Here is a 25,751-nt window from a genome sequence, read left to right as displayed (position 1 = left end):
TCCATTCCGAACGCGATGCCGAGATCACCTGCACAACTACATGATCAACGATCAGCGCGACCGAGCTCAAACCGGGTTACGAGACATCACTTAGGTCAACGAACAGCCCTATGGTCCCGGGACGCGGGATCCGTGTGACCTTCCCGATCACGTGATCACCAACCGGATATGTCTGGCGAGCAGTGTCGAGTTCCAGGTCGCGGGGGTCAGGGTCGGTCATCGTACGACCATCTCAACGATCGGCGCGGCCGGTTGTCAACAATCGGTGATCAGAACCCGGTGTCTGCGGTCAGGACAGCCACACGTCGTCGACCACGACGGGTCGCCGGTTGAGACGCCTCTCAAGCTTGTCTGGTGATCAGGCGGTTACAGCGAAGTGTTGCCATCGGCTTCAGCTGCCCCGAACTAACTGCGGAGCAGCACCGCCACGCGCGCAGTCAGGTGCGGCTGGGCGAGGTCCGCAGCGCGGGCATGCCGATGGTCACCGGTCCGCCGTTGCCGGCGCGCTCGAGCGTCCGGTCGAGGTCGGCGAGTTTGTGGCGTGGCCGAAGTTGTCGGTGGCTTTCGCAGCATGCCCGCTTTCGAGCACGTCGAACGTCGTGGTGCGAGACGTGGGGTCGGTGACGGTGCGCAGTGCTCCGCTGGGCCAGTATCCGTAGCCGGTCGCTTTGCCGGCCCAGTCCGTCGACGTGCTGATCTGGTCGAACGGGCCTTCGCGGGTGAACGTGGCCGTGCGAGCGCCCGCCCTGCGCAGCGGGTGCAGGCTGCGCGAAGCCCGACGGAACACCCGCGGGCAGGTGCGGCATCTCGTCCTACCCGTACTACATGGTGTCCAAACCGGACGGAACGATTCTCGCGAGCGGGCAGGGTGCGGCGACGATCAGCTTGCCCGCGCTGCCGGTGACCGGCTCGTACGAGATCGTGCTGGGACCGTACACGTTCGACCGCAACAACTGCGCACCGAGCAGCGGAGACGGCTCAACGCGCGGTGCGGTTTGGCCGCGAGGCTGGGAGGCCCACCGCACTGCGGCCGTGGCGAACGTGAGAACAACAGTGGCGGTACCCGTGCTGGAGGAACGGCAGCGTGCCCCCCCCGTGATGTTCAGCGCGAGGCGCTGAGTGGCGGTTCCGGCGTAGTGGACCCGGTTTTCCTTGCCCGCGCGGGAGAAGGACAACGTTCTGGGAACGTTGAGCTGCAATGTGCCCGCGTCGAGCTGCTCGGACAACGTGGCGACGACGGAGCCCGCCGCGAACCCTGCCGGGGCGATGACGATGCGGTAATTGCCGGCCGTCGGCGCGACGAAGGTCGCAGCGCCGTTCTGCGCGACGTCGCTGTCGAACACGGTCAGCCCGGTGGGGCCGAGCACGCGCACCCGCAGGGAAGTCCCGTTGGGAAACGTCGGACCGGTGAGCCCGAGGTCGAGCCGCTGGCCGGTGATCGCGGTGAACGAGGTTTCGGCGAACTGTGCTCGCTGCGCGACGGTCAGAGTCTTCGTCGCGCCGCCGACGGCGATGGCGGCGGCAAGGTTGACCCCGCGAGTCCGAGGGTGAGCCGCTGGTCCTTCTTGCCGGCGAAGCGCAGCAACGCGACCTTGCCCGCGGTGGCAATGGTGACGACCGAGGGTGCGCCGTCGACGGCCAGTTTCGGCGACGCCGCGACGTTTGCGGCAGAGATTCCGGTGGGGCGACCACGACGTCGTCGGTACCGGTTCCGGCCCCACCCGGCGTCTCGACCGTGACGGGGCCAGGTGCCGCGTAGGCCGGGAGTTCCACCGAAAGCGATGTCGACGTGGCGCTCTTCACGTCACGCACCGCGCCGATGGACATGTCACCCCCCATCACCTCGACGAGTGCGGCGGCAGCTCACGATGCCCATGACCACGGAAACCGCTGCTCAGACGCCATTTTCATTGACGGAGACATCGCCCGACCCAGCCCCGGGGCACTCGTGACCACCTGCAGAAACCGGCCCCTGACCAGGCGCAACCCGGCCAGGGCCCGATCTTGTGCCAACCGGTGGCGCGCTGGCGTCCAGCAGGTACCGCTACCCGCGGTCCACATCTTCCGGGGTGGCGGGACTGGCGGGTCCCGGACCGATAATGGCCAGGTGACCGCACACGTCGAACTGCGCGAGATCACCGACGACAACCGCGACGCCGTGTGCGCCGTGCGGGTCCGGCCGGACCAGAAGAAGTTCGTCGCGTCGGTGAAGAAGTCACTGAAAGAGGCACGCAAGAAACCACAACTGTCGCCCTGGTATCGCGCTGTGTACGCAGACGACGTGCCCGTCGGTTTCGTCATGCTGAACTGGGCCGTGCCGCCGGGCACGCGCGGTGTGGTCGGCTCGTACGTCCTGTGGCGGCTGCTCGTCGGAGCCGAGTTCCAACGTCGCGGCTACGGACGCGCCGCACTGGCCGAGGTCATCGAACGGGTCAGGGCGGACGGTGGCACTGAGCTGTTCACCAGTTATCAACCGGGTAAGGGCGAACCGTGGCCGTTCTACCGGGGCTTCGGCTTCCAGCCGACCGGTGAGATCGACGACGGCGAAATCGTCCTGCGGTGCGCGCTGACCTGATCAGCCGACCACGACGACCGACTCGACACGACCACCCCGTAGCCAGGCAACTCGGTCGCCGCGTTCGCCGAGTACGGCCGGATCGAGAAAGCCCACCCACGCCACGAACCAGACGTCCGACAACTCCAGAACCTGACCGCACGAGTTCGGCTGATCGGCAACGAAACGCCGAGCCTTGAGTTCGACCGGCACGCCGAGTCATCCGCAGCACACCGAACCCACGGAGGGCACTCCCATGACCGAGCTGAACGCCGAACGCGCCCGGAGAGCGATCGTCGACCACACCCGGCGGCTGGCGGAATCGGCCGCCGCGGCCGGGCCCGGCGCCGTCGTGCCGACGACGCCGGAATGGACGGTCAGCGATCTGGTCGGGCACGTGGGCCAGACCCAGAACTGGGTCGCGGAGATCATCGAGCGGCGCATCACCGACCCGACCCAGCTGCCCACGGAGGTGGCCGCGCTCCCGGCCGACCCCCGCGAGTGGCAGGCGTGGCTGGCGGAGTCGGCCCGGCGGGTCACGAGCGCGTGCTCCGACGACGCTCTCGACGCGCCGGTGTTCAACGCCGCGGGCGACGAGCGGTCCGGGACACGGTTCTGGCTGTCCAGCGTCCTCAACGAGACCGTCGTCCACGGCTTCGACGCAGCCACCGCCGCGAACCGCCCGGCCGACGTCGACGCCGACCTCGCGGCCGCCCTCATCAGCAACCACTTCACGATGCTCACCTCCCCCACGTGGGAGGTGCGGCGGCCCGAGTCCGCCCACGCCATCCGCGGCACGGGGCAGACCCTGCAGTGGCTGGCCACCGACACCGCCGACGGCACGCGCGCCTGGTTCATCGAACGGCGGCCCGACGGGGCAACGTGGCAGCCCGGGACCCAGCCGGCCGACGTGACCGTCACCGGCCCGGCCCGATCCCTGCTGCTGACCTTGACCCGACGGCTCCCCCTCACCGACCACGCCGTCCGCATCGACGGCGACGCTGCCCTCGCCCGGCACTGGCTCGACAACACCGCCCACGTCAGCGGCTGACCGCCACCGACGCAGGGGCGTCTTGGCCCACGGACGTTCAGCCTGATCGGGAAATTCGAAAAGTCGGGTAATGGTCCGCAAGCCGCCACACACGCCGCACGAGGCTTGACTGCTTCTCTGCGAGTGCGAGGCACCGAGCTGGCGTTCGCGATTGTGCGGCTGCGATCGACCGCTGCGCCGTCATGCACATCGCTTTGGCACCTTCCGCCGCTACGCGAGGCACGACCTCGGGCCGGCACCACGCGCGGCCGTCGCATTCGGCTCTGAGCTACTCGACGCGGCCGGCCACACTGTGCCGAGCGGCATCGTGATCGACGTGGGGACCCCCGGCGGCGACGGGGCGGTGATCGAGGCCAACGCGGCGTGGGCCAGCGGTTGTTACACCGCCGACCCCGACATCGCGCTGGCCGTGATCCTGCGCGGCCCGTCCGATCACCACGGTCCTCACCCGGGATCGACAACCCTGCGGCAGTTCACCCCACCAGCCGCTGACCGAGGTACCGACGAACGCACGCCCACGTATCTGCCGCGGTTCATCGCCGAGGCCGCTTCGCGCGGCGGGGCCGTGGTCGCCGAGCTGGCCGGTCTCGATTTGCGCCGGGACATCGCGCTGGTCCGGTGTGAACCTCTCACTCAGGCCAGGTTCGACTTCGCGCTGAAGCGAATGGGCCGCGCATAGAGGTGACGCACGGAAGCAGCCTCGACGGTGCCCGCGAGCCGTGATCGCGGGTTCGGCGACAGCGCTGCCCTGACCAGGCGGTAGCGACATACTCAACCTCCTGACCTGCGTGAACGCATCTATACACTCAAGGTATACCCCCTGTGTATAGTGGCGTCGTGGTGATCAACCGCGTTCCGGTGGGGTTCCGTCCGCGCCATCCGTGATCAGAGGGAGGGGAACGCATGCAGACCGCGCTGCGCGCCGGGCCGGTGGCTGTTCCGCGGCCGGCCGCGATATCCGGCCGGGTACCGCCGGCGTGGGTGCCGGTCGCGCTGGTGGCGCTGGGCACGGCTCTCGCGCTGCTGGCCGGGGCCGCGCGGCGGAGCTACCACGGCGACGAGCTCTACTTCCTCGCCGCCGGGCAGCACCTGTCGTGGGGCTACGCGGACCAGGGATTTCTGGTGCCGTTCCTGGCGTGGCTCGGTGAAGCGGGTGGGGGCGCGCCGTTGGTGGTGCGCGCGCCCGCGGTGGTCGCCACGGTCGTGGGGGTGGTACTGGCCGCGCTGCTCGCACGGGAGTTCGGCGGGGGGCGCTGGGCGCAAACCGCCGCGGCGGCCGCGTGCGCGGCGTCGCCCCGGGTGCTGGACACCGGATCGCTGCTGCTGACCCAGACGTTCGACACCCCGTTGTGGATCGCGACGACCTGGCTGCTGGTGCGCTGGGCCCGGACCCGCTCCGACCGCCTCTGGTGGGGCATGGGGCTGGTCGCGGGGGTCGCGTTCACGGTCAAACCGCTGATCGCCGTGTTCTGGGTGTGCTGTCTCGCCGTGCTGCTGGTGACCAGGCGCCGGAGTGTGCCGGGGGCCGGGCTCGCGAAGCTGGTCGCGCTCGCGGGGGCCGGCGCCTTGCCGTACCTGGTTTGGCAGTGGTGCCACGGCTTTCCGCAGGCGACGTTGATTCCCGTTGTCGCGCAGGAAACCGGCGAGTTCGCCGGCGGCAGGGCGGCTGTCCTGCCGTTGACGGTGGTGTCGAACGGCGCACTCGCCGGCGCGGCGCTGGCCGGCTACGGCTGCTGGGCCCTGCTGCGGGACACCCGGCTCGCGCCGTACCGCTTTCTGGGCTGGACGTGCATCGCTGTCGCCGCGGTGATGCTCGTGGCCGGCGGCCGGTACTACTACTGCGCTGGCCTGTTCCCGGTGTGCTGGGCCGCCGCGGTCGCGCGCCTCAGTTCCACGCGAGGAGCACGGTGGTGGCGGAGGATCGCCTCGGTGGGCGTTTCCGCGTTCACCGGCGCCGTCGTGCTGGTGACCGGCCTGCTCGCCGGCGAGCCGGCCTGGGCCACGGCGGCGACCCTCGAAGTGCGGGCCGAACAAGGGTGGAGCGGCTTCACCGGCGCGGTGATCACCACCTTCGACAGCTTGCCGCCGCCTGCCCGGGAGGCGACCACGATCGTCACCGGCCACTACTGGCAGGCCGCCGCGCTGAACTGGTACGGCCGGGCCCGCGGGCTCCCCGCCGCGTACAGCCCCCATCGCGGGTACTCCTCCTTCGGCGAACCACCGGACACCGCGCGGACGATCCTGTTCGTCGGCACCGATCCGGCACAGCTGGCCACGCACTGCGTGCAGCAGTCGGTGGCGCCAACGGACCGCGGCCACGGTTTCGCCCGGCTGAACCAGGGCGTGCCGATCTGGCTGTGCGCCGCACCGGCACAGGGGTGGAACACCTTGTGGCCACAGCTGTGGCACTCCTGAGAAAGTCAGGCGGCCAGCCGCCCGCTCAGCTCCGGCACTCCGTCGCCGCTCAGGTCCGACAAGCACGCGCCGCGGCCCGCCAGCACCATGACCAGGGACAGCAGCGGGCCGCGGACCTCGGGTCCGGCGCCGTGCCGGAAGTCGGCGTCGGTCGCGCGCAGCGTCAGATCCTCGGCCAGCGTCTTGCTCTTCACCGCGAAGTCCTTGGCGGTGAAGAACCGGGCGACGGCGAGCAGGCCCGCGGCGTCGGGGACGTGCCGCAGGCCCAGCGGCCGGCGGATGTCCTCGGCGTGCACGATCACCTCGCTCAGTCCGAACGGGGAGGACTTGACCGGCAGCGTGATGGTGCCGGCCCGGCGGAACCGTTCGAGAGTCTCCGCCGGGTCGGCGCCGCGGAACTGTTCGAGACTCCGCCGGTTGTGGACGTCCGGGTCGAACCGGGCCGCGGCCATGCTGCGGATCCACCGCCACCGGGTGAACCTCGTGGCCGCCCCGAGGTGGGCAAGCACTTCCTCGACGTCCCAGTCGGCGCACAACGTGGTCGAGCGCCACTGCCGCGCGTCGAGTCCACTCAGGTCATCGGCGAGCGCGGCGAGCTCGGATCGCTGGATCTGCGAGAAGTCGGGCACGCCGACGAAGATAGCCCGCCCGTCCGGCCCCGTGGGCGAACTATGCGGGCAGTCTGACGATCGCCGCCATCTCCTGCTCCACGCTCTTGGGCGAGGAGTGGAACCGCTGCCCGAAGGCCACGGCGAACGGATCCGGAAAGATGTCCTCCTCGCCGGCCTCGACACCGTCGAGGATCGCGTTCGCGACGGCCGCGACGGGTGTCTTGGCGAACGCGGGCGGCAGATCCCTGGTCATGTCCGTGTCGACGGGCCCCGGGTAGACGCCGTGCACGGTCACGCCCCGAGCCGCGAGCAGCGCGCGCGAGGCTTGGGTCAGCGAGTGCTGCGCGGCCTTGGAGGCGCTGTAGGTGGGCTGGATCGGCACGGTGCTGAGCCCGGCGGCCGACCCGATGTTGACCAGCGCGCCGCGGCGGCGCACCAAGGTGTCCTCGAAGGCGTGCAACATCCGCAAGGCGCCGAAGTAGTTGACTTCCATCTCGCGCCGGGCTACCTCGACGATCGCCGCGTCGGTGAGGCCCGTCGGCTGGAACGCGCCCGCGTTGTTGACCAGCAGGCCGACGTCGGTGGCCGTGCGGGCGGCCCGCGCGACCTGATCGGTGTCTGTGACGTCCAGCCGCAACGGAACCACGCGGTCCCCGTGGCGCTCCCGCAACGCTTCGACGGTCCGCGGCGCACGCGCCGTGGCGTAGACCTTCGCCACGTCCCGCGCCAGCAGCGCTTCGGTGATCGCGCGTCCGATGCCGCGGTTGGCACCGGTCACCAGCGCCACCGATCCTTCGATCCGGGTGGAATCGGGCATGTTGCTTCTCCTGAGGGGTGAAAGTGTCGGCAGGTATGGGCGGATCACGGTCGGCCGGCGCGGCGCGGCGGCCGCTGGTCGTTCGGGTTGTCGGGATCGGGGTCGCCGAACCACCGCGACGGCGCGTGTTCGCCGTAGGTGTCGTGCCAGTCCCACCACTCGTAGGGCGGGGTCTGCGGGTAGCCCGGAGGCGAGTCCTCCCACAGTTCCTGGCGTCCCAGCGCGGTCAGGTCGAGGTAGCTCCAGGTGGTCCCGAGCGCCTCGTCGCCGCGGTTGTGGACGAAGTACGTGCGAAACACGGCGTCACCGTCGTGGATGAAGGCGTTCGTGCCGTGCCATTCGGCCACCCCGAAGTCGGCGTCGAAGTCGCCGGTCAAGGTGTACCAGGGCATCTCCCACCCCATCCGCGCCTTCACGCGTTCGATGTCCGCCTGCGCGGCACGCGAGGCGAACACGAGGGTCGTGTCGCGGGCGTTGAGGTGCGCGAGGTTCGGGACGTGGTCGGCCATCATCGAGCAGCCGCGGCAAGCGTGGTCGGGCCAGCCGTCCACCCCGGGCTCGAAGAACGCGCGGTAGACGATCAGCTGACGCCGTCCGCCGAACAGGTCGAGCAGGCTCGCCGGGCCGTCCGGCCCCTCGAACGTGTACTCCTTTTCCACGGCTTGCCACGGCATCCGCCGCCGCGACGCGGCCAGCGCGTCCCGGGCCCGGACCGCCTCCTTCTCCTTCACGAGCAACTGCTGCCACGCCGCTTGCCATTCCTGCGGCGACACGATCTGCGGTCTGGTCACGACGATGTCCTTTCTCGAACGTGGGAGTCATGCGGGAAGTGAGCGGGGCAGGCCGAACGACGGGAGCACCCCGCTGTCGAACCGGGTGATGGCCGAGATCCGGTCGCCGGCGAGGGTGAGGACGACCAGGCCGATTCCGTGGCGGAGGCCGTTCGGGCCGCGCAGGTACGTGCCGAGTGCGGGCTGGCCGTTCGCCCGCGTCGGCACGAACTCGTACGTGAAGGCCGGGCTCAGGATGGTGGCGTAGAACCGCCCGACGTCGGTGCGGCCGTGGTACTCGAGGGGAATCGGCGGCATGGCGAGGCGGACGTCGTCGGTGAGCATTGCCAGCAGCGCCTCGAGGTCACCGGCCGCGTACGCCCGGACGAACTTCGCCACCACTTCCTGCTCGGCCGGCGAGCCAGGCGCGGGCACCCGGTCACGATCCTCGGCGGGCGCCCGGTGACGCTGCAACCCCGCCCGGGCCCGTTTCAGCGCGCTGGTGACCGATTCCACCGTCGTGTCGAGCAAATCGGCTACTTCCCGGGCGCGGTAGCCGAGCACGTCACGCAGGACGAGCACCGCGAGCTGGCGGGGTGGCAGCGCCTGAAGCGCGGCCACGAACGCCAGCGACATGGCCTCGGTCTGCTCGTAGCGGACCGCCGGGCCGGGCTGCGTGCCGAGCGCACCGTCTAGCACTGCGTCCGGATACGGTTCGAGCCACACGACCTCACCGAGCCGGGTCGGCTCCGGCGGCTCGACGTCGGGCACGTCCCACGGGACAGCCGGGCGGCGGCTCGCCGACCGCAGTGCGTCGAGACAGCGGTTGGTCGCGATGCGGTACAGCCAGGTCCGGACCGACGAACGTCCCTCGAACGCCCCGACGCTCTGCCAGGCCGACAGCAGCGTGTCCTGCAGCGCGTCTTCGGCGTCCTGGAAAGACCCCAGCATCCGGTAGCAGTGCACGTGCAACTCGCGACGGTGCGGCTCGGTCAGCTCACGGAACGCGTCGCCGTCCCCGGCGCGTGCCCTGGTCACCAGGTCGGCAGTAGCCATCCCCACTTCCGCGTCACCTCTCCCCTGCGTTGAAGCGTTCGCAGTATGGACGCCGGCGACGACCGAAACTGGGCGCTCCGCGGCCGGGCAATTTCGGCGCCGGGGTGCACGTCCACCCGGAAATCGGCCCCTGACCCGGCGAAATCAGGTCAGGGACCGATCTTGTGCGTCCGGCAAAAAACGGAGAAGGAGCTCGCGCGTATCGGGTGTGAAGCGGTCTTCAGCTCACGCGTAGACGCGCACCCAATCGACGTGCATCACCACGTGGTCGGGCGTCGACTCGTCCGGCGCGGGAATCCAGCCCGGCGCACCGAACGGGCCGGGCTCCTGCTGCATCACCAGGTGCATCGGCCCGTGCGGAATGCCCGGGTGTTTGGTGCTGTACCGGGTGTCGTAGACGGTTTTGCCGTCGATGGAGTACTTGATGTGGTCCGGGCGCCAGTCGACCGCGTAGACGTGCCACTGGGTGTAGTCCCCGAGGAGCTTGCCGCTGTCGCGGCTGCCGCTGGGCGGGTTGCCCCAGTGGACCGACGCCAGGGCGGTGTTCTTCTGCGGGCGGGCGCTCTCCACCATGTCCAGTTCGCCGTCCTGGGGCCAGCGGTCCGACTGCGGCCACAGGAGCATCGCGATGCCGTAACCCGTGCCCGGGTCGAACTTCGCGCGCACCATCCACAGGCCGTAGGTGCGGTCGCCGTCGCCGCGGCACCAGCAGAGGGCGCCGGACGTGTTGGCGGCGCCCGTGGGGTCCTTGCCGTGGCCGTCGATGCGCAGTTCGCCGTCGTGGACGGACAGCGCGCTCGGCTTCCAGTGCGAAATCCCGTTGGACGACTTCGCGTCGTACGGCGACCACTTGGTCGTGTCCAGCGCGGTGCCGTCGAATTCGTCGGAAGCGACCAGTGGGCGGCCCTGCGCCGTGCCCGCCGGGCCGTTCGCCTCCTGCGCCGACACGGCACCGAGCCCGAAGCCCAGGAACAGGCAGGCGACGGCTACCACCACGGCTGTCGTGCGGGTCTTGTTCATCGAGCACCTCCGGGTTTCGAAAATCCGCCGCCTACAGCTGCGCCAGCACGCGGAACACCAGCACCACCACGAGCGCCACCACCGCCGCGCCCGCCGCGACGTCGAAGCGCCGCAGCACCGCGGGCCCGGCCGTGCTCAGCTCCCCCACCGCCGTGCGGGCCAGCACGAGCGTGAGCACCAGGGCGAACGCGGCGGTCGCCGCCCAGTCCAGTCCGGGGATCACCGCGCACCCGCCTTCTCGGCCGCCCGCACCAGCCGCGCGGGCACGCCCGCGTAGACGCCCGGCTCCGGACAGTCCGCCGCCACCACCGCGCCCGCCGCGAGGACGACGTCGTCGGCGATCGTCACGCCCGGCAGGATCGTCACGCGCGCGCCGGCCCACACGCGGTCGCCGATGTGCACGGGCCGGCCGACGGGTGAGCGCGAGATCCCCGCGGACGTCGTCTCGTGGTGCGACGTGACGACCATGGTCTGCATGCCGAGCTGGCAATCGCGCCCGATCGTCACCTCGCCGACGAGCTCGAAGAAGCAGCCGGTGTTCACGAACGTTCCGGTGCCCACCACGAGGTTCCCCGGCCGGCCCGCGAGCTCGAGCCCGGGGAACACGTTCGGCGTGCGCACGTCCATCCCGCACGCGCGGTAGATCAGCCACCGCAGCGGCCGGGGGGCCAGCGAGCTGCCGGCGACCGCGTTGAGCAGCGTCCGGCGGGTCAGCGTGATGAGCTCGATCCGCAGCTCCCGCAGCACGCGCTTCACCGCGCGCTCCCCGTGAGCTCGGCGCCGTCGCGGATCCGGGCGAGCTCGTCGCGCAACCGGGCGCGCAGCTCGCCGACCTCGCCCAGCAGGCGCGCCGACTCGGCCGCGCGGCCCTCCGCCAGCGCGTCGACGTGCTCGCGCAGCAGCCCCGGTGTGACGCGGTCGGTGCGCACGCAGTGTTCCTCCGCGCCGACGGACGCGAGGAAGTCCGCGCACTTCGGCTGGTACTCCAGCCCCACCACGGGGACGGCGGCGGCCGCCGCGAGCACGAGCGCGTGCAGGCGTTCGGCCACGAGCGCCGTGCAGTCGCCCACCGCCGCGAAGTACTCCGGCACCGTGTCCGCGGCGCGGATCTCGGCCGGCACTGCGGCCAGCCGCACCGCTTCGTCGGCGAACACCCGGTCCTTCCGGTTGATCACCAGGAACCGCGCGGTCCAGCCGTCGGCCGCGAGCCCGCGCACGAGATCGGCGACGGCTTCGACGACCCGTCCGTGGTCGTGGCCCCAGAGGTCGTCACCGAAGCCCAGGTTGACGCCGAGCAGTTTTTCTTGCGGTGCAACGGGTTCGGGTTCGTGTAGCAGCGCGGGATCGCCGACGACCTCCGCCGGCACCCCGACCGACTCCAGCAACGCGGCCGAGCGCGGTCCGCGCACGGTCACGCGGTCGAACCGGGCGCACAAGCCCCGCCAGCGCGCCAGTTCCCCGCCGGCCGAGAACGAGTTGCGGCCCTGAAAGGCGGGATCTTCGACGCCGATCCCGATCAGGTGCCACGGCCGGCGCCACGCGAGCAGCCGGCCGGTGGCTTCCAGCAGCAGCCGCCAGTTGCGCCGGCCGACGACCGTGCCGCCGCCGACGAGCACCGCCCGTTCGCGCGCGCCGCGAAGCCCGTCCGCGACGACCCGGCGGGCGAAGGCGCGGGGCTCGTGCGGGACGTGCCACGGCTCGACGCCCGGCAGCCGCGGCAGCAGGGCGTCGGCGATGGCGTTGTCGCCGAGGTTGCCCTGGCCGGTCCAGCCGACGTAGAGCAGGCGAGCGGGGACGTCGGTCATCGGGAACCTCCGGGGATGCGGGCGAGCAGGACCGAATCGCCGGCTCGCAGCTGCTCGCGGTACGCGCCGGACGTCACGAGCTCGGTGCGCACGGACTCGGTCCACCCCGCGGGCAGGCCGAGCAGCGTCACGCCGTAGTCGTCCTGGGCGCGGGTGAGGACGACGAAGTCCGGGCCGACGCGGCGGATGCACGACGCCTCGCCGGGGCCCGGGACGCACGTCCGCTCGAGCGAGCCCTGCTTGACTTCGCCGACGCGTGCCCAGTTCAGCGGCACGTATGCGGTGAGGGACGAGAGCTGCTGGCCGGGCCGCGCGAGGCGGTAGGCCTCGGCGACCACCGCGCGGTCGGACGCGCGGAAGGCGACGTACCCGTCGTTGCCGCCGCGGGCGCCGACGAGCAGCACAGCGGCCGCGCCGAGGACGACGACCAGCGCGGCGGGGGCGAAGCGGCCGCGGCCCCGGCTGACCCACCGGTCGAGCGCGGCGCCGGCGAGCGTGCACAACAGCGGCAGCGAGTACAAATAGGACCGCAGCAGCATTTCCCCGCCGTAGGACTGCAAAGCGACGAGCCCGGCCGGCACCACCGCCACCACGGCGAGCACGATCGGCCGGCGGCCCTCCGGCGTCCGCAAGCCCCACCAGCCGAAGGCCGCGAGCACGCCGAGGAGCCCGGTCAGCGCGAAGCGGAAGCCGAGCACCGTCAGCCGGCCCGTGTCGCCGCCGACGCGTTCCTGCACGTTCTGCTGCACCGAGCCCGACAGGTCACCGATGCCGCCCGTGAGCACCTGCAGGTGGCCCACCCAGTAGTCGCTGGCGCCGACCACCAGCCACGTGAGCGGGGCCAGCACCGCGACGGCGAGCAGCCACGGCGCCTTCAGCTTCCGCGTCACGGTCAGCACGAACAGGATCGCGGCGAGCGCGAACGGCGTCACCTGGTGCGCGGGCGCGAGCGCGACGATCAGCAGCACGAGCCCGAAGGACGCGACAACGCGGCGTTTCGGCGTGGCCTCGCCGACCAGCCACCGGAAGACGACGGCGAGCGCGCCGGCGTAGAGCACGAAAGCCAGGCCCTGTGGGGAAAAGTAGTCCTGTTCGACCCAGTTGACGCACAGGAACGTCCACGCGGCCAGCCACGGCACGCGGCCGCGGCCGAGCACGGCAGTCGCGACGGCGTGCACCCCGATGGCCGCGAGTCCCGTGAGGAGCGGCGGAGCCCACGCGAGCAGCGCGGTCGGGCTCGCGACCCCGGCGAGCTTGGCCAGCCACGCCGCCGCGGCGAAGAAGGCGGGCCAGGAGAAGCGTGCGTCGAAGTCGTGCAGCACGCCGCCGTGGGTCCCGATGTAGTCGGTCCAGCCGGCGTGCAGCCACGCGACGGGGAGGCGCGCGACGGGTTCCGTGAGCGGCTGCAGGCCGTACAGCCTGAGCACGGCCAGCGTCGTCAGGAGGCCGAGCAGCCACGTCCGCCGCCGCGGCGAGCGGACTTCCAGTACGAAAGCGGCGGTGAGCACGGCCAGCGCCACGAACACGGCCGGCGGCAGTGCGCCGATGAGCCCGAACGAGCCGAGCGCGCTGGGGTCGACGGGCTTGAGGAACAGCACGTACAGCGCGACGGCGAGCACGGCCAGCACCGGGACCAGCCAGCCGCGCCGGGGCGGCGCCGGTGCTTCGGCGGGTTTCATCAGGACGAGGGTCACCGGCTCACCCCGCGCAGCTTCCGGACGAGCGACGGCGCGACGAGCGCACCGACCAGCACCTGGGCCAGGACGAACCCGAGCGCCGGACCGGGCAGGCCGGCCGAGGCCGGCGCCAGCAGCACCCCGCCGACGACGAGCGTCGTGCCGGCGAGCTGGATCCGCGCGGCGCCCATCCCGTCGCCGTCCATCAGCCGCGTCGCCACGCCCAGCGCGACGACCACCCGGGCCACCAGCCCGGCGAGCAGGACGCGCAACGCACCACTCCCCTCTTCCGCGTAACCGGAGCCGAACAACCCGAGCAGCAGCGGGGCCAGCGAGATGCCGATGACCGCTCCCGCCCCGACGAGCAGCCCCAGCCGTCCCGCGACAGCGCGCAGGATCACCGGCCGGGCCGCCGCGTCGCCGGAGCCGCGCAGGACCATGGAGTTGACGAAGCCGTTGATGGCGTAGTCGGTGGCGGTGAGGCCGTTCCACACCACGAAGAACACGGCGCCGCTCGCCGGGCCGAGGCGGGTCGTGACGATCAGCGGGACGACGTTGTAGAGAACGGTCGTGCCGATCGTGGCGAGGTAGGTCGGGGCCAGGAACGCGACGACGGTGCGCCGGTCCGGGAGGTCCGCTCCCGGTTCGGCGCGTTTGCGCCGGGCCAGCACCACGACGAGCGCACCCGCGATCGCGGCGCACACCACGGTCGGAGCGGTCCACGACGTCAGCACCCCGACCGTGCCGAGCGCGGCGCCGAGGACCGGCAGCACCGCAACGCGCGCGAGCCCGAACGCGCCGTTGAACAGCGGCACCCACCAGACCCGCCCGAGCGCCGCGAGAACGTAGTCCTGCAGCTGGAAGACGGCCCAGCACACGCTCGCAGCGATGAACAGCAGCGCGAGCGGTCCCGGCGCGGTCTGGCGGCCCACGGGCAGCAGCACGAAGACAAGGCCGCCCACCACGGCAGTCGAAGCCACGAGGAGGTACCCGCGGCCGACCAGCCGGCCGGACTCGGCGCCGGCGGCGGGCAGCCAGCGCAGCAGCCCGAGGCCGACGTTGAGCTGCGCGATCCCCGCCACCAGCACGAATCCCGAGACGAACCCGGCCGCCCGACCGACCGCGTCCTGCGGCAACGTCGCCGCGGCGACGACCCAGCAGACCAACCCGGCCACCCCGGTGATCACGGCGCTCAGGGACAGCGCCATGCCCGCCCCGAGCGCCCGCCGGTCGCTCCCGGCCCGCGGCGCGGTGGTGCTCGTCATGCGGTTCCTTCCGCAGGACGCCGGATCAGGTGGAAAACCAGCAGCGCCGCACAAGCACCCAGCGCGCACCCGGACGCCAGCGCCGGCTGCCACTGCGTCAGCAGCATGAGCTGCGCCCCGAGCAGATCGATCGCGACGCTCCCGCTGATCACCACGGCCCACGTCAGCGACGACGTCCCGGGCCGGAAGAACGCGACCACGGACCAGCCCGGGGCGAATCCCAGGAACACCACCGTGACGGCGACGCGCAGCGGCCCGGTGATGTCCAGCGCGGCGAACCCGGCGGTCAGCGCGGTGACGGCGAGGAGCACGGCGGTGACGGCGGTGGTGGCGCGCGGCGTCATCGGATCAGCTCCCGCAGCAGCGCCCACGGTCCTGACACCGTTCCCCGCACCTGGGCGGCAACCAGCCGTCGGGGAAACGCGGGGGTGCTCGCGCCGGTCGAGCGACGGCCGAGGAGGACCGGCAGACCACGCGGGAGGGCCGAGGCGAGTTCGCGCAGGCCGCCGCGCCGGGTGGCGTGGAGGAGGTACAGCGCGGTGAGCCCGGTGCCGTAACCGCTGAGCTGACGCAGCAGTTCCCCTTCCGTGGCACGGTGTTCGTGCCGGACGAGGGCGTGCGGCGTGTACACGATTCGCCCGCCGGAACGCACGAGCCGCAGGTAGAGGTCCAGGTCTTCGCCCGAGTGGGTGCGGCGGCCGGGACCGAGGCGTTCGTCGAAGCCGTCGAGCGCGAGGAAGGCTTCGCGGTGCCAGGCCATGTTGTTGCCGGAGCCGAAGCGGCCGGGAGACAGCACGTTGCGCGCGTCGTCGGTGAAAGTCCGGCGGCGGTAGCCCTTGCCGAAGCCGCCGAACGCCTCGAACCACACCTGGGCGGGGGTGTTCAGGCACAGCGGCTCGACGAGGCCGGTCACGCACGAGGTCCCCGGCTGGGCGAGCTCCGCGACCAGCTCGACGAGCCAGCCCGGGTCGACGATCGTGTCGTCGTCGGTGAACGCGAGGACGTCGCCGGTCGCCTCGCGGGCACCGAGGTTGCGGGCCCGGGACGCGCCGGGGACGGGTTCGTGCAGCAAGCGCACACGGTCGCCGGCCAGTGCGAGGAGCTCGGCCCGTGGCCGGCCCGGCGTGTTGTCCACCACGAGCACTTCGAGGTCGGGGTAGCCGGTGGCGAGCACGCTCGCCACGCACCTGCGTACGTCCGAGGGCCGCCCGGCCGTCGCGAGCACGACACTCACCCGCGGCAGCTGCGCCGGCCGCGGTGGCCGTGCCCTGCTTTGTTCCGGGGCCAAGGCCGCGAGAGTGCCGGTTTCGGTGCTGCGGCGAGCCTTGCCGAGCACGACCGGGCCGGAACGCACGAGCACGTCGGCCTCGCCCGCCCACTCCGCATCCGCGACGTCCACTGTGTACACCGGAACAGCAGCCGCCTCGGGATCCGGCCGGCGCGCAGACCCGCGCACGTACCCGAACCCGGCAGCCGCAGTCGCGACGAACACCCCCGCCGCGCCGGAAGGGTTGCCAGCACGCAGTTCCCGCAGCACGGCCTTCGGCAGCACCGACCGGACGTAGGAACGTTCGGACGACAACGCGTCCTGCGCACCGACCAGCCGCGCAACGGCCGCTTTGGACAGTCCCTCGGCCCAGCTGCGGCGGCGGACGTAGCCGCGGCGCGTGCGGTCGGCCGACACGCGGTGGTGCACGGTCGCGGCGGGTTGCAGCAGCACCTTCGCACCCGGAACCCGCCGGCGCAGCCGGATGCAGAGTTCGGTTTCCTCACAGCCCAGCGGCAGCGCCGCGGTCCGGCCGACGCTCTCGGCGAACCCGCCCAGGCTTTCCAGGTGCGCCCGGCGGAACGACATCGCGCAGCCCATGATGTTGCGCACCTCGGCGAGCTCCCCGGGCTGCCCGGTGTAGGCGCAGCCGACGATCCAGTACAGCTCCGGCGGCAGCCACGGCGGCGCGGTGCCGCCGGGCCACACCGGCACCGCCCGGCCCCCGACGGCCGCGACCGCCGGATCCCGGTACGGCGCAACGAGTTCGGCGAGCCACCACGGGTCGGCCGTCGCGTCGTCGTCGAGGAAGGCGACGAGTTCGCCCTTGGCTTCGCGGAATCCCGTGTTGCGGGCACCCGAAAGACCGGCGGTGCGCTCGTTGGCCAGCACCCGGACGGTGTCACTGGTGAAGGCCTCCGTCGCCCGCTGCAGCAGGTCGGCGTTGTGGTCGACCACCACGATCACCTCGGCCGGCGCCACCGTCTGCGCGCCCAGCGAAGCGACCGCCGCGCCGAGGTCGGTCCAGCGATCCGCGGTGTAGCAGCAGATCACCACCGAAACCTCGGTCATGACTCCACCACTCGGTCCGAACCGGACAGCACGCGGCGTCGCCGGCGGCGCCACGAGCGCGTGTACTCGCGCAGGATCACGCACAGCACGCGGATCCCGTCGCGGAAGGTGTCGAGGTTGCTCGTGCCGAACAACCGGTCACGCTCGAAGCTGGGCACCTCCGCAATGGTCAGGCCCGCCAGCGCGATGCGGCAGTTGATCAGCGTCTCGATCTCGAACCCGTCACCCCACTGCCGGTTCGCCTCGCGCCCCGGCGCGGTCGGCGGCAGGCCCAGCGTCGGGATGAGGTCGGTCCAGAACGCGTTGTAGCCGTAGCACAGATCGGTGAACCTGGTGCGCAGCAACAGGTTCGTGAAGCCGTTGAGGACCGCGTTGCCGGCTTTGCGCAGCAGGGTGATGTCGTCGCTGCCGCCACCGGTGGTGAACCGGCTGCCCTTCGCGAAGTCCGCGCCGGCGACGAGGGTCTTGGCGAACAGCGGGATCTCTTCGGGCGCCGCGGAACCGTCGGCGTCGAACATCACCACGACGTCGCCGGTCACGCGCTCGAACCCGCAGGCGAGCGCGTTTCCTTTGCCCGCCCGGCTTTGCGTGACGACCTCGATGTCCGGCAGGCAGCGCTTCGCGACTTCGACCGAGTCGTCGACGGAGTGTCCGTCCACGAGGATCACCTGGTGCACCTCCGGCAGCGCGGGGAGCACGACTTCGAGGTTCCTCGCCTCGTTGAGGACGGGTATGACGAGCGAGATGCGGGGATCGGGGCTGCGCATGGCCACCTCTCACGGGTGTCGGAGCCGGGTCGCCGGGAACACCGGCTCGTCGGCACTGGCCTGGAGAAAACGGGTGAAACGGGTGGCGGCGGTGGGGACACTTCCCCGGCTGCAGCGTGAAAACCCCGTGTGGCCAGGAGAAAACGCCACCGGGCGAACGCGGCGCCGGAGTAGTCGTGGCTCCGATCGGCTACACTGACCATCGGAGATCGAAAAAGCGATAGCGCGGCAGGGAGTGAACGCGGCGAATGACCGACGAGCGGGTCTGCGTGTGCGGGCACCCCGAAGCAGCTCATCGCCACTACCGGTCGGGCAGTGATTGCGGCAGCTGCGGCGCGCAGCGGTGTCCCCGGTTCAGGCGCGACAAGCACGCCGTCGAAGGATCACCGCCCGGAGATTCCCTGCCCGGGCCGGACAACGGCCGGCGGTGAACGGATCAGGCGCCGCGTGATCTTCGCGCGCCCGTCCAGGCTCTCCTGATTCCCTGTCGGTTGACCGCGACCGAGGGGCGAGAGATTGCGTGGGACATAAACAATCCGAATGGTCGTCAGGTGATTTCTTGTCAGCTCTGCGTGAGGCCGAGAATCACAGGTCGCCCGCACCTTGTCAATGACTGACGGCGTCCTTACCCGACGATGGTCTAGACCCGGCCCGAAGGTCTTGTCAGGCCGGGCGAAGATCAGGCATGCTTTGTTGTTGATCACAACGAACTCCGCAAACCTACTGGTCAGTCGCCTCCGGCCCCGTCCCGGTGAGTGGTGGGCGGCCTCGCACCTCGCAGCGGCCGGGACCGCCGGCGGTGGCGCCGGGAACTGTCCGAACCCGACTTCGGCCGGTGTTTCCCCGCGGTTCAACCCGAATCTTCACGAATTTCTCCGGCACCCCCACAAACGGCCGCGCGCCCCGATCCGAGGAAACGCGAGGACCGGGGCGCGGGACTGTGGTACCCGCCGTTCCGCTTCGGCAGGCGAACGGGGTTAGCCGGCGAAATCCGTCGAGAGCGAAACGTCGCGGAGTTGCTTCAGCTCCGCGGTGACGTGCTCGAGCTTGCGCTCGATCTCCGCGACGCAGTCCGAGCCGAGCGGCAGCCGCAGCGGCGGGTTGGTGCTCCCGCCGAACCGGACGATCTGCGCGGCGGCTTTGACCGGATCGCCCGGCTGGGCGTGGTTGAGGCCCGGCACGGCCGAGCGCATCGAGCCGGCCGTCGCCGCGTAGTCGTCGATCACGCTCGCGCCCGTGGCGAGGCTCGCGGGGTCGAGGAAGTCGGTGCGGAAGTAACCCGGCTCGACGATCGTGACATCGACGCCCAGGGGCGCCAGTTCGCCGGCGAGCGCCTCCGAGTAGCCCTCCACAGCGAACTTCGTCGACGCGTAGAGCCCCCATCCCGGGGCGCTCGCGAAGCCGCCGACGGAGCTGATGTTGAGCACGTGCCCCGAGCGCTGCCGGCGCAACACGGGCAGCACCGCCCGAAGGACGGCGAGCACCCCGAACACGTTGGTTTCGTACAGCGCGCGGATCTCCTCGTCGGTGCCCTCTTCGACGGCGCCGAGCAGGCCGCGCCCGGCGTTGTTCACCACGACGTCGAGCCGGCCGAACCGGGCCACGGCGGCGTCGGCCGCGGCCTGCGCCGAAGCCGGGTCGGTGACGTCGAGCGGCAGCGCCAGCAGCGCTTCGCCGGCGTCGAGGAACCTGGCGCGCACGGCCTCGGGATCACGGGCGGTCGCCACGACCCGGTGCCCCGCGGCCAGTGCCGCGCGCACGATCTCGGCGCCGAACCCACGGGACGAGCCCGTCACGAACCACACACTCATCGCTGGTCCTTTCTGCTGGGGTGAGTACCTCCAGACAACCGGCTCGAACGGGGACACCGGGGCCGTAAAGGCGGCAGGCTCGACGGGGGCCCGGCCGTGCCCGGGACAAAATCACCCCCCTTCGCGCCGCCGGGCCCGCCGTGGCAGGGGCACCATCGAAGGCATGAGCGGTGACAGCGAACTCGGCTCGTTCCTGCGCGGGCAGCGGGCCCGGGTGCGGCCGGAAGACATCGGCCTGACCACGGGCACCCACCGCCGCGTTCCGGGCCTGCGCCGCGAAGAGGTCGCCCGGCTCGCGGGCGTGAGCACCGACTACTACGTGCGGCTGGAGCAGGGCCGCGTGACGCCGTCGGAGGTGACGCTCACCGCGATCGGCCGGGTGCTGCGGCTCGACGAGGCCGGGATCGCCTACCTGATCGCCGTCGGCCGGCCCCGGCGTTCCGGTGACCGGCGCCGCGGCCGGACGGTGCAGCGCGTGCGCGAAGACCTGCGCGAGCTGCTGGACGCGTGGCCCGACCAGCCCGCGTACGTGATCGGCCGCCGCACCGACGTGCTCGCCATCAACCCGCTCGGGCGCGCGCTGCTCACCGACTTCGAGGCCCGGCCGGCGAACGACCGCAACTACCTGCGCTGGCTGCTGCTCTCCCCCGAAGCGCGCTCGCTCTACCGCGACTGGTCCCAGGTCGGCTCCGACGTCACCGCGATCCTGCGCGCGGACGCCGGCCGCTACCCCGACGACCCGCGCACCGCCGAGCTCGTCGGCGAACTCGCGATGAAGAGCGAACAGTTCCGGCAGTGGTGGGCCGAGCACCGCGTGCTCGCCTACCAGCACGGCGTCAAGCGTTTCCGCCACCCCGTGGTCGGCGACCTCGACCTGCGTTACCAGGGCCTGATCGTGCCCGGCGCCGACGACCAGACCGTGTTCGTCTACTCCGCCGCGCCCGGCTCCCCGTCCGCCGAAGCGCTGCAGCTGCTCGCCAGCTGGAGCGCCGAGGAAGCACACCACCCGCGAGAGAACAGGAACAGCACCCACCATGACTGACAGGGTCTGGTTCATCACCGGCACGTCGCGCGGCTTCGGGCGGCAGTGGGCCGAAGCCGCCCTCGCGCGCGGCGACCGCGTCGCGGCCACCGCGCGTGACGCCGCCACGCTGAAGGACCTCGCCGAGACCCACGGCGACCGCGTGCTGCCGCTGGCGCTCGACGTCACCGACAAGTCCGCTGTGGACAGTGCCGTCGCCCGCGCCCACGAGCGGTTCGGCCGGCTCGACGTCGTGGTCAACAACGCCGGCTACGGGCTCTTCGGCGCCATCGAAGAGGTGAGCGAGCAGCAGGCGCGCGACCAGATCGAGACGAACCTGTTCGGCGCGCTGTGGGTGACCAAGGCGGCGCTGCCGATCCTGCGCGAGCAGGGCAGCGGGCACTTCCTGCAGGTGTCCTCGATCGGCGGGGTGCTGGCGTTTCCCAACCTCGGCCTGTACCACGCGTCGAAGTGGGGGCTGGAGGCGTTCAGCACGTCGCTGGCCCAGGAGGTCGCGCCGTTCGGCGTGCACGTGACGATCATCGAACCCACCGGCTACAGCACCGACTGGAGCGGCAGCTCCGCCGTGCACGCCGAGCCGCTCGACCTGTACGAGCCCGCGCGCCAGGCCCGCGCCGCACGCACCCGGCCCGGCCTGGTCGGCGACCCCACGGCGACCGCCGACGCCGTGCTGACCCTGGTCGACAGCGACAACCCGCCGTTGCGGCTGTTCCTCGGCCGCGACCTCGTCCCGCGCGTGGAGCAGGAGTACACCGCGCGCCTGCAGACGTGGCGCGAGTGGGACGACGTGGCGGCCCGGGCGCACGGCGCGCCGCAGAGCTGACCCCGGCTTGCACCGCGGGCCACCTTGCCCACGGCACCCGCCCGGCAGTACACCGGCACCAGGCAATGTGGACTGCCGCCGAACGGTGTTTCCGGCAGGCCCGCCGACGGCGGGACATCCGGTCGACACTGGTGAACACCGAGCCGGACGCCCACGCCGGCAGCTCGTCCGGCTCCGGGCTCGGCGACCGGCCGCAAGTCGCGGTCCTGCACCCGCGGCGGGGCACCGGCCGTCGCGAGAACCAGTTCGTACAGCCGGTCGGACAGGCCTTCCCGCAGCCCCGTCAGCCTGAGCTGGACGCGGTACCCCTGCGGCCGCGGACACAGTGTTGCGGCCGACACAGTGGAGCAGAACGGAAGTCGCGCGTCCTGGTGTCGCACCAGGCGGCCCGGGGTTATGAGTCCCGGGTGGCCGCTGGGCCCCGCGCGCGGTGCCGCCGGCAGGAGTCGAACCTGCGTTCCCGGCTTCGGACGCCGGCGTCGTGTCCGTTGGACCACGGGGGCGGGGTGCCGCGGAGGATGCAGGGGTCGAACCTGCGCGGGTGCTCGGCACACCCGGCTACCGTTTTCGAAACGGCCGCCTTACCGCTCGGCCAATCCTCCCGATCCGGTGCCGGGGCACCGGGGTCATCGAGGTGCCGGGAGTCGAACCCGGGCCGGCGCGGGCGCGCCGGACGGAGACCGCCGTCCACCTCGGGTGCGGAGGGCGCGCGGATCGAACGCGCGCCGGGACGTGCGTCCCGGACCACGGGTCAGCAACCCGGTGCCTTGCCACTCGGCCGGCCCTCCCCCACTGTCAGATCCCGATCGCCGGAACCGCCGAAACGCTCCCGGCCCAGGGCTCGAACCTGGCTCTGCGGAGCCAAGATCCGCCGTGCTGCCTGACGCACCAGCCGGGAAAGCGTGCCCTCGCCAGGAGTCGAACCTGGACTGTCCGGATCCTGGGTCCGGTGCCTCTGCCGGTTGGGCTACGAGGGCGTGCGTGCGGTCGCGGGGAGTCGAACCCCGACTGGCCTGGCCCTCGACCAGGTGCCTCTGCCGATTGGGCTACGACCGCGTAGCGCGTGCGGGAGTCGAACCCGCGTCACCGGCTTGAGAGGCCGGTATCCGTACCGCTGGACCAACGCGCCGTGGGTGGGAAGTGGTCGGGCGCCCGCGAGTCGAACGCGGTGTCTTCCGCTCCCGAAGCGGATGGGTTTCCGTCTCCCTCGCACCCGGTATCCCTGCCAGGACTCGAACCTGGGACCTCTGCGTTCGTAGCGCAGCGCTCTGTCCACCTGAGCTACAGGGATTCGCGCGCGAGCAGCCGATCCGGGTATCGATCCCGGTCCCCCGCCTTGAAGGGGCGGTGACCTAGCCAGCAGTCCCATCGGCCTCGTCCGCGCACGGTGGTGGGAGGCGGAGTCGAACCGCCACAGTCTTGCGACGTCCGGGTTACAGCCGGGTGGGCTCACCCGTGCCCAGTCCCACCGAGCTCGCCACGGCAGGCGAGCGTGCAATTTCTGCTCCACTGTGTAGTTGAGAAAGATCAGACAAGAAAAAGTGTTCAACACAAACAATGTTCGATGAACAAATCTGCTTTCACCCGATTTTCGGGTGCAACGAAATAGAGAAAGCCGCCCTGGTCGGTCATCCCGACGGGCGGCTCCCGGTCACCTGACGCGTCACGTCACGGTGGGGAGCCCTCACTGCTCAGCAGCTGCCGTTCAGGAAGGAGTGAGCTGCGCCGCTCGTCCGACGAGCGCAGCACACCGGCCGCACGGCCGGAATACCGGCTCTGCGGCTCGCGCATCTGCATGGCGCTCATCGTGTCTCCCACCCGAGTTCTCGTGTTCTTCGTTGCCATCACATACTCGCCAATCGGCGAGCACGTGTCAACGTTTATTTTCCGGCGGGATTCATTTCTCCAGCGCGGCTTCCACGAAGCGCCGCAGCACCGGTCCGTTCGCACTCGGCAGGAATGCCAGCGCAACGGGGATCGTGGGCGCGTTCGTGATGGGCACGAACTTCACCGACGGGTGGATGGTGCGCCGCACCGCCACCTCCGGTACGACCCCGATGCCCCGGCCGGCCGCGACGCTCTCGATCCACTCGTCGAAGTTCGCCGTTTCGACGATCGTTGCGGGGCCTTCGCCGTCGGGCCAGGACCAGGGACCGGTGGTGCCGTTGACGATGTTGACCACCAGCGGCCAGTTCGGGATGTCGGCCCAGTCCACTTCGGACTCCACCGCCAGCGGGGAGCGGTCGGCGCAGACGGCCACGCGGGTTTCGTCGAACAGGTGCACGAGCTGCAGGCGCGCCGCGCGCACACGGCCGCGCACCAGCGCGACGTCGACCTTCTCCTGCTGCACGGCCGCCAGCGGGTCGTCGATGCGGACGAGGTCGACCGAGCTGCCGGTGGCGCGTTCGAAGCGCGCGACGGTGTCCTGCGCCCACGGCGTCGGCAGCAGCCAGCTGAAGCCGAGCTTCACGGTCCCCCGCCGGCGCGCGGCGGCGACGCCGCGGTCGAGCTCGGCGAGCACGCGCAGCGCGTGCTCCAGGAAGGCCCCGCCCGCGTCGGTGAGCTCGACGTGGCGCGACGAGCGGTCCAGCAGCGTCACGCGCAGCAGCTCCTCGAGCTGGCGGACCGTGCGGCTCAGCGCGGGCTGCGTGATGGCGAGTTCCTGCCCGGCGTGCGTGAACGACGCCAGCCGGGCCACCGATTCGAACGCGCGCAGGTGCCGGATCTCGATGCCCTGCGGCGTGCCCTCACCCATGCCCGCAGAGCATAGCTTCGGCGTTGCGGGCATTTCACAGCGAGACGACCCGTGCCTAGCTTGGCGTTGAGGTCTGCGACGAAGGAAGAAGGCGGTGGGAGATGCACAGCACGCTGTCCGGCCTCGGAGTGGGCTCGCCGGTCCTGGCCGCGCCGATGGCCGGCGGTGGCTCGACCCCGGCGCTGGTCGCCGCGGCCGCGACGGCCGGGAGCCTCGGGTTCCTGCCCGGCGGCTACCGGACGCCGGACGCCTTCGCCGAGCAGCTCGCGCAGGTGCGCGCCTTGGGCGTCGCGTTTGGGGTCACCCTGTTCGCCCCGAACCCGGTGCCGGTGGATCCCGCCGAGTACCGCCGCTACGCCCGTGAGCTACAGCCCGAAGCGCACCGCTACGGCCTCGACCTGGCGGACGTCGCCGGCACCGAAGACGACGACCACTGGCACGACAAGCTCGGCCTGCTGCTGGCCGAACCCGTGCCGGCCGTCAGCTTCACCTTCGGCGTGCCGGACGCGCAGGTCGTCGCGAAGCTGCGCAAGGCCGGCACGCTGGTGCTGCAGACCGTCACCTCCGCCGACGAGGCGAAACTCGCCGCGGAAGCGGGCGCCGATCTGCTCGTCGTGCAGGCTTCGGCCGCGGGCGGGCACTCGGGCACGCTGACGCCGGACCGGATCCCGCCGGCTGTGCCGTTGCCGCGCCTGCTGGCCGACGTGGGCGCCGCCGTGGCGCTGCCGCTCATCGGCGCGGGCGGGGTGGCCACGCCCGAAGCGGTCGCCGCCGCGCTCGCCGCGGGGGCCACCGCGGTGGCCGTGGGCACGGTGCTGCTGCGCTCCGACGAAAGCGGCGCGTCGAAGCCGCACCGCGAAGCGCTGGCCGACCCGGCCCGGCGGGAGACGGTCGTCACGCGCGCTTTCACCGGCCGTCCGGCCCGCGCCCTGCGCAACGAATTCACCGACGCGCACACGGCCCGCGCCCCCGCGGGCTACCCGGCCCTGCACCACCTGACGGGCCCGATCCGCAAGGCGGCCGTGCGGGCCGGCGACCCCGAGCGCGTGCACCTGTGGGCCGGCACCGGTTACCGCCACGCCACCGCCGAACCCGCCGCGGACATCCTCACGCGGCTCGCCGCACAGCAGTAACACCCCCGTTCTCCGCACGCCCACCCGCGAACGCCGCGGGTG

Annotated in this window: 26 protein-coding genes and 7 tRNA genes; 7 read left to right on the top strand and 26 right to left on the bottom strand. The window is 71.6% G+C overall.

What is annotated here, in order from left to right; all coding sequences use genetic code 11:
* Positions 1-481: 481 nt before the first annotated feature.
* A complete protein-coding gene (locus ACIA77_RS41780) occupies positions 482-787 on the bottom strand; it encodes a hypothetical protein (protein WP_395891686.1) in 306 nt (101 codons plus the stop codon).
* Positions 788-821: 34 nt separating this feature from the next.
* Complete coding sequence (locus ACIA77_RS41775; protein ID WP_395891685.1) at positions 822-1,721, bottom strand: hypothetical protein; 900 nt, start codon at positions 1,719-1,721, stop codon at positions 822-824.
* Between the two features lie 68 nt (positions 1,722-1,789).
* Here ACIA77_RS41775 and ACIA77_RS41770 point away from each other — a divergent pair, with 68 nt between their 5' ends.
* Positions 1,790-2,575 (top strand): GNAT family N-acetyltransferase, encoded by a 786-nt coding sequence (locus ACIA77_RS41770; RefSeq protein ID WP_395891684.1) that lies wholly within the window; start codon positions 1,790-1,792, stop codon positions 2,573-2,575.
* Here ACIA77_RS41770 and ACIA77_RS41765 read toward each other — a convergent pair whose 3' ends face one another.
* On the bottom strand, positions 2,576-2,767 hold the full coding sequence (locus ACIA77_RS41765) for a hypothetical protein (RefSeq protein ID WP_395891683.1): 192 nt from the start codon (positions 2,765-2,767) through the stop codon (positions 2,576-2,578). It abuts the gene before it with no gap.
* A 43-nt stretch (positions 2,768-2,810) separates the two neighbouring features.
* On the opposite strand from ACIA77_RS41765, the gene ACIA77_RS41760 reads away from it, so the two are divergent.
* The 3 genes from ACIA77_RS41760 (at position 2,811) to ACIA77_RS41750 (ending at position 6,020) form a co-directional block, all read left to right on the top strand.
* Positions 2,811-3,605, top strand: a complete 795-nt coding sequence (locus ACIA77_RS41760) for a maleylpyruvate isomerase family mycothiol-dependent enzyme (protein WP_395891682.1) — start codon at positions 2,811-2,813, stop codon at positions 3,603-3,605.
* 151 nt (positions 3,606-3,756) lie between these two features.
* Positions 3,757-4,284, top strand: a complete 528-nt coding sequence (locus ACIA77_RS41755; RefSeq protein ID WP_395891681.1) for a hypothetical protein — start codon at positions 3,757-3,759, stop codon at positions 4,282-4,284.
* Positions 4,285-4,508: 224 nt separating this feature from the next.
* Positions 4,509-6,020 (top strand): glycosyltransferase family 39 protein, encoded by a 1,512-nt coding sequence (locus ACIA77_RS41750; RefSeq protein WP_395891680.1) that lies wholly within the window; start codon positions 4,509-4,511, stop codon positions 6,018-6,020.
* Between the two features lie 5 nt (positions 6,021-6,025).
* Here the strand turns inward: ACIA77_RS41750 and ACIA77_RS41745 are convergent, their stop codons facing one another.
* The 14 genes from ACIA77_RS41745 to ACIA77_RS41680 all read right to left on the bottom strand — a co-directional run bounded on the left by ACIA77_RS41745 (position 6,026) and on the right by ACIA77_RS41680 (position 19,956).
* Complete coding sequence (locus ACIA77_RS41745; protein WP_395891679.1) at positions 6,026-6,649, bottom strand: maleylpyruvate isomerase family mycothiol-dependent enzyme; 624 nt, start codon at positions 6,647-6,649, stop codon at positions 6,026-6,028.
* 40 nt (positions 6,650-6,689) lie between these two features.
* Positions 6,690-7,448 carry an SDR family oxidoreductase gene (locus tag ACIA77_RS41740; protein ID WP_395891678.1) on the bottom strand — a complete coding sequence of 253 codons (759 nt, stop codon included), beginning with the start codon at positions 7,446-7,448 and terminating at the stop codon, positions 6,690-6,692.
* A 44-nt stretch (positions 7,449-7,492) separates the two neighbouring features.
* Entirely contained in the window at positions 7,493-8,239 is a 747-nt protein-coding gene (locus tag ACIA77_RS41735) for a DUF899 domain-containing protein (RefSeq protein ID WP_395891677.1), read from the bottom strand.
* A 27-nt stretch (positions 8,240-8,266) separates the two neighbouring features.
* Positions 8,267-9,274, bottom strand: coding sequence for a sigma-70 family RNA polymerase sigma factor (locus ACIA77_RS41730; RefSeq protein ID WP_395891676.1), 1,008 nt, complete (start codon positions 9,272-9,274; stop codon positions 8,267-8,269).
* Between the two features lie 225 nt (positions 9,275-9,499).
* Positions 9,500-10,294 (bottom strand): family 16 glycosylhydrolase, encoded by a 795-nt coding sequence (locus tag ACIA77_RS41725; protein WP_395891675.1) that lies wholly within the window; start codon positions 10,292-10,294, stop codon positions 9,500-9,502.
* 31 nt (positions 10,295-10,325) lie between these two features.
* Entirely contained in the window at positions 10,326-10,517 is a 192-nt protein-coding gene (locus ACIA77_RS41720; RefSeq protein ID WP_395891674.1) for a hypothetical protein, read from the bottom strand.
* Positions 10,514-11,050 carry an acyltransferase gene (locus ACIA77_RS41715; protein ID WP_395891673.1) on the bottom strand — a complete coding sequence of 179 codons (537 nt, stop codon included), beginning with the start codon at positions 11,048-11,050 and terminating at the stop codon, positions 10,514-10,516. The genes ACIA77_RS41720 and ACIA77_RS41715 overlap by 4 nt, the downstream gene beginning before the upstream one ends.
* Positions 11,047-12,099: a polysaccharide pyruvyl transferase family protein gene (locus ACIA77_RS41710; protein WP_395891672.1), complete on the bottom strand. Its 1,053-nt coding sequence runs from the start codon at positions 12,097-12,099 to the stop codon at positions 11,047-11,049. The genes ACIA77_RS41715 and ACIA77_RS41710 overlap by 4 nt, the downstream gene beginning before the upstream one ends.
* Positions 12,096-13,793 (bottom strand): hypothetical protein, encoded by a 1,698-nt coding sequence (locus ACIA77_RS41705; protein ID WP_395891671.1) that lies wholly within the window; start codon positions 13,791-13,793, stop codon positions 12,096-12,098. Before ACIA77_RS41705 ends, ACIA77_RS41710 begins: the two co-directional genes overlap by 4 nt.
* Entirely contained in the window at positions 13,790-15,040 is a 1,251-nt protein-coding gene (locus tag ACIA77_RS41700; protein WP_395891670.1) for a hypothetical protein, read from the bottom strand. Before ACIA77_RS41700 ends, ACIA77_RS41705 begins: the two co-directional genes overlap by 4 nt.
* Positions 15,037-15,384: a hypothetical protein gene (locus ACIA77_RS41695; protein WP_395891669.1), complete on the bottom strand. Its 348-nt coding sequence runs from the start codon at positions 15,382-15,384 to the stop codon at positions 15,037-15,039. The genes ACIA77_RS41700 and ACIA77_RS41695 overlap by 4 nt, the downstream gene beginning before the upstream one ends.
* Entirely contained in the window at positions 15,381-17,378 is a 1,998-nt protein-coding gene (locus ACIA77_RS41690) for a glycosyltransferase family 2 protein (protein ID WP_395891668.1), read from the bottom strand. Before ACIA77_RS41690 ends, ACIA77_RS41695 begins: the two co-directional genes overlap by 4 nt.
* Entirely contained in the window at positions 17,375-18,145 is a 771-nt protein-coding gene (locus ACIA77_RS41685) for a glycosyltransferase family 2 protein (RefSeq protein ID WP_395891667.1), read from the bottom strand. Before ACIA77_RS41685 ends, ACIA77_RS41690 begins: the two co-directional genes overlap by 4 nt.
* A gap of 977 nt (positions 18,146-19,122) precedes the next feature.
* Positions 19,123-19,956 (bottom strand): oxidoreductase, encoded by an 834-nt coding sequence (locus ACIA77_RS41680; RefSeq protein ID WP_395891666.1) that lies wholly within the window; start codon positions 19,954-19,956, stop codon positions 19,123-19,125.
* A gap of 163 nt (positions 19,957-20,119) precedes the next feature.
* On the opposite strand from ACIA77_RS41680, the gene ACIA77_RS41675 reads away from it, so the two are divergent.
* Positions 20,120-20,998 carry a helix-turn-helix domain-containing protein gene (locus ACIA77_RS41675; RefSeq protein WP_395891665.1) on the top strand — a complete coding sequence of 293 codons (879 nt, stop codon included), beginning with the start codon at positions 20,120-20,122 and terminating at the stop codon, positions 20,996-20,998.
* Complete coding sequence (locus ACIA77_RS41670; RefSeq protein WP_395891664.1) at positions 20,991-21,821, top strand: SDR family oxidoreductase; 831 nt, start codon at positions 20,991-20,993, stop codon at positions 21,819-21,821. Before ACIA77_RS41675 ends, ACIA77_RS41670 begins: the two co-directional genes overlap by 8 nt.
* A 512-nt stretch (positions 21,822-22,333) precedes the next feature.
* On the opposite strand, the gene ACIA77_RS41665 is transcribed toward ACIA77_RS41670, so the two are convergent.
* The 9 genes from ACIA77_RS41665 to ACIA77_RS41625 all read right to left on the bottom strand — a co-directional run bounded on the left by ACIA77_RS41665 (position 22,334) and on the right by ACIA77_RS41625 (position 24,576).
* Positions 22,334-22,423: transfer RNA gene (locus ACIA77_RS41665), tRNA-Ser, on the bottom strand.
* A 97-nt stretch (positions 22,424-22,520) separates the two neighbouring features.
* Positions 22,521-22,609, bottom strand: a tRNA-Ser gene (locus tag ACIA77_RS41660).
* Positions 22,610-22,724: 115 nt separating this feature from the next.
* A tRNA-Leu gene (locus ACIA77_RS41655) sits at positions 22,725-22,798 on the bottom strand.
* A 5-nt stretch (positions 22,799-22,803) separates the two neighbouring features.
* Positions 22,804-22,877: transfer RNA gene (locus ACIA77_RS41650), tRNA-Leu, on the bottom strand.
* Position 22,878: 1 nt separating this feature from the next.
* Positions 22,879-22,950: transfer RNA gene (locus ACIA77_RS41645), tRNA-Glu, on the bottom strand.
* Between the two features lie 88 nt (positions 22,951-23,038).
* Positions 23,039-23,112 (bottom strand) — tRNA-Arg (locus ACIA77_RS41640).
* A gap of 97 nt (positions 23,113-23,209) precedes the next feature.
* Positions 23,210-23,291 (bottom strand) — tRNA-Tyr (locus tag ACIA77_RS41635).
* Positions 23,292-23,489: 198 nt separating this feature from the next.
* Positions 23,490-23,627, bottom strand: a complete 138-nt coding sequence (locus ACIA77_RS41630; protein ID WP_395891663.1) for a hypothetical protein — start codon at positions 23,625-23,627, stop codon at positions 23,490-23,492.
* A 91-nt stretch (positions 23,628-23,718) separates the two neighbouring features.
* The gene (locus tag ACIA77_RS41625; RefSeq protein WP_395891662.1) at positions 23,719-24,576 is read right to left on the bottom strand and encodes a LysR family transcriptional regulator; all 858 of its coding nucleotides are present in this window, start codon (positions 24,574-24,576) and stop codon (positions 23,719-23,721) included.
* Positions 24,577-24,677: 101 nt separating this feature from the next.
* Between ACIA77_RS41625 and ACIA77_RS41620 the strand changes: the two genes are divergently transcribed.
* Positions 24,678-25,709 (top strand): nitronate monooxygenase, encoded by a 1,032-nt coding sequence (locus tag ACIA77_RS41620; RefSeq protein WP_395891661.1) that lies wholly within the window; start codon positions 24,678-24,680, stop codon positions 25,707-25,709.
* The last annotated feature ends 42 nt before the right edge of the window (positions 25,710-25,751 follow it).

Source organism: Amycolatopsis sp. NPDC051903 (genome assembly GCF_044452505.1).
Classification (GTDB): domain Bacteria; phylum Actinomycetota; class Actinomycetes; order Mycobacteriales; family Pseudonocardiaceae; genus Amycolatopsis.
Note: the sequence above shows the minus strand (reverse complement) of the source record. Positions and strands in the feature narration are given on the sequence as shown.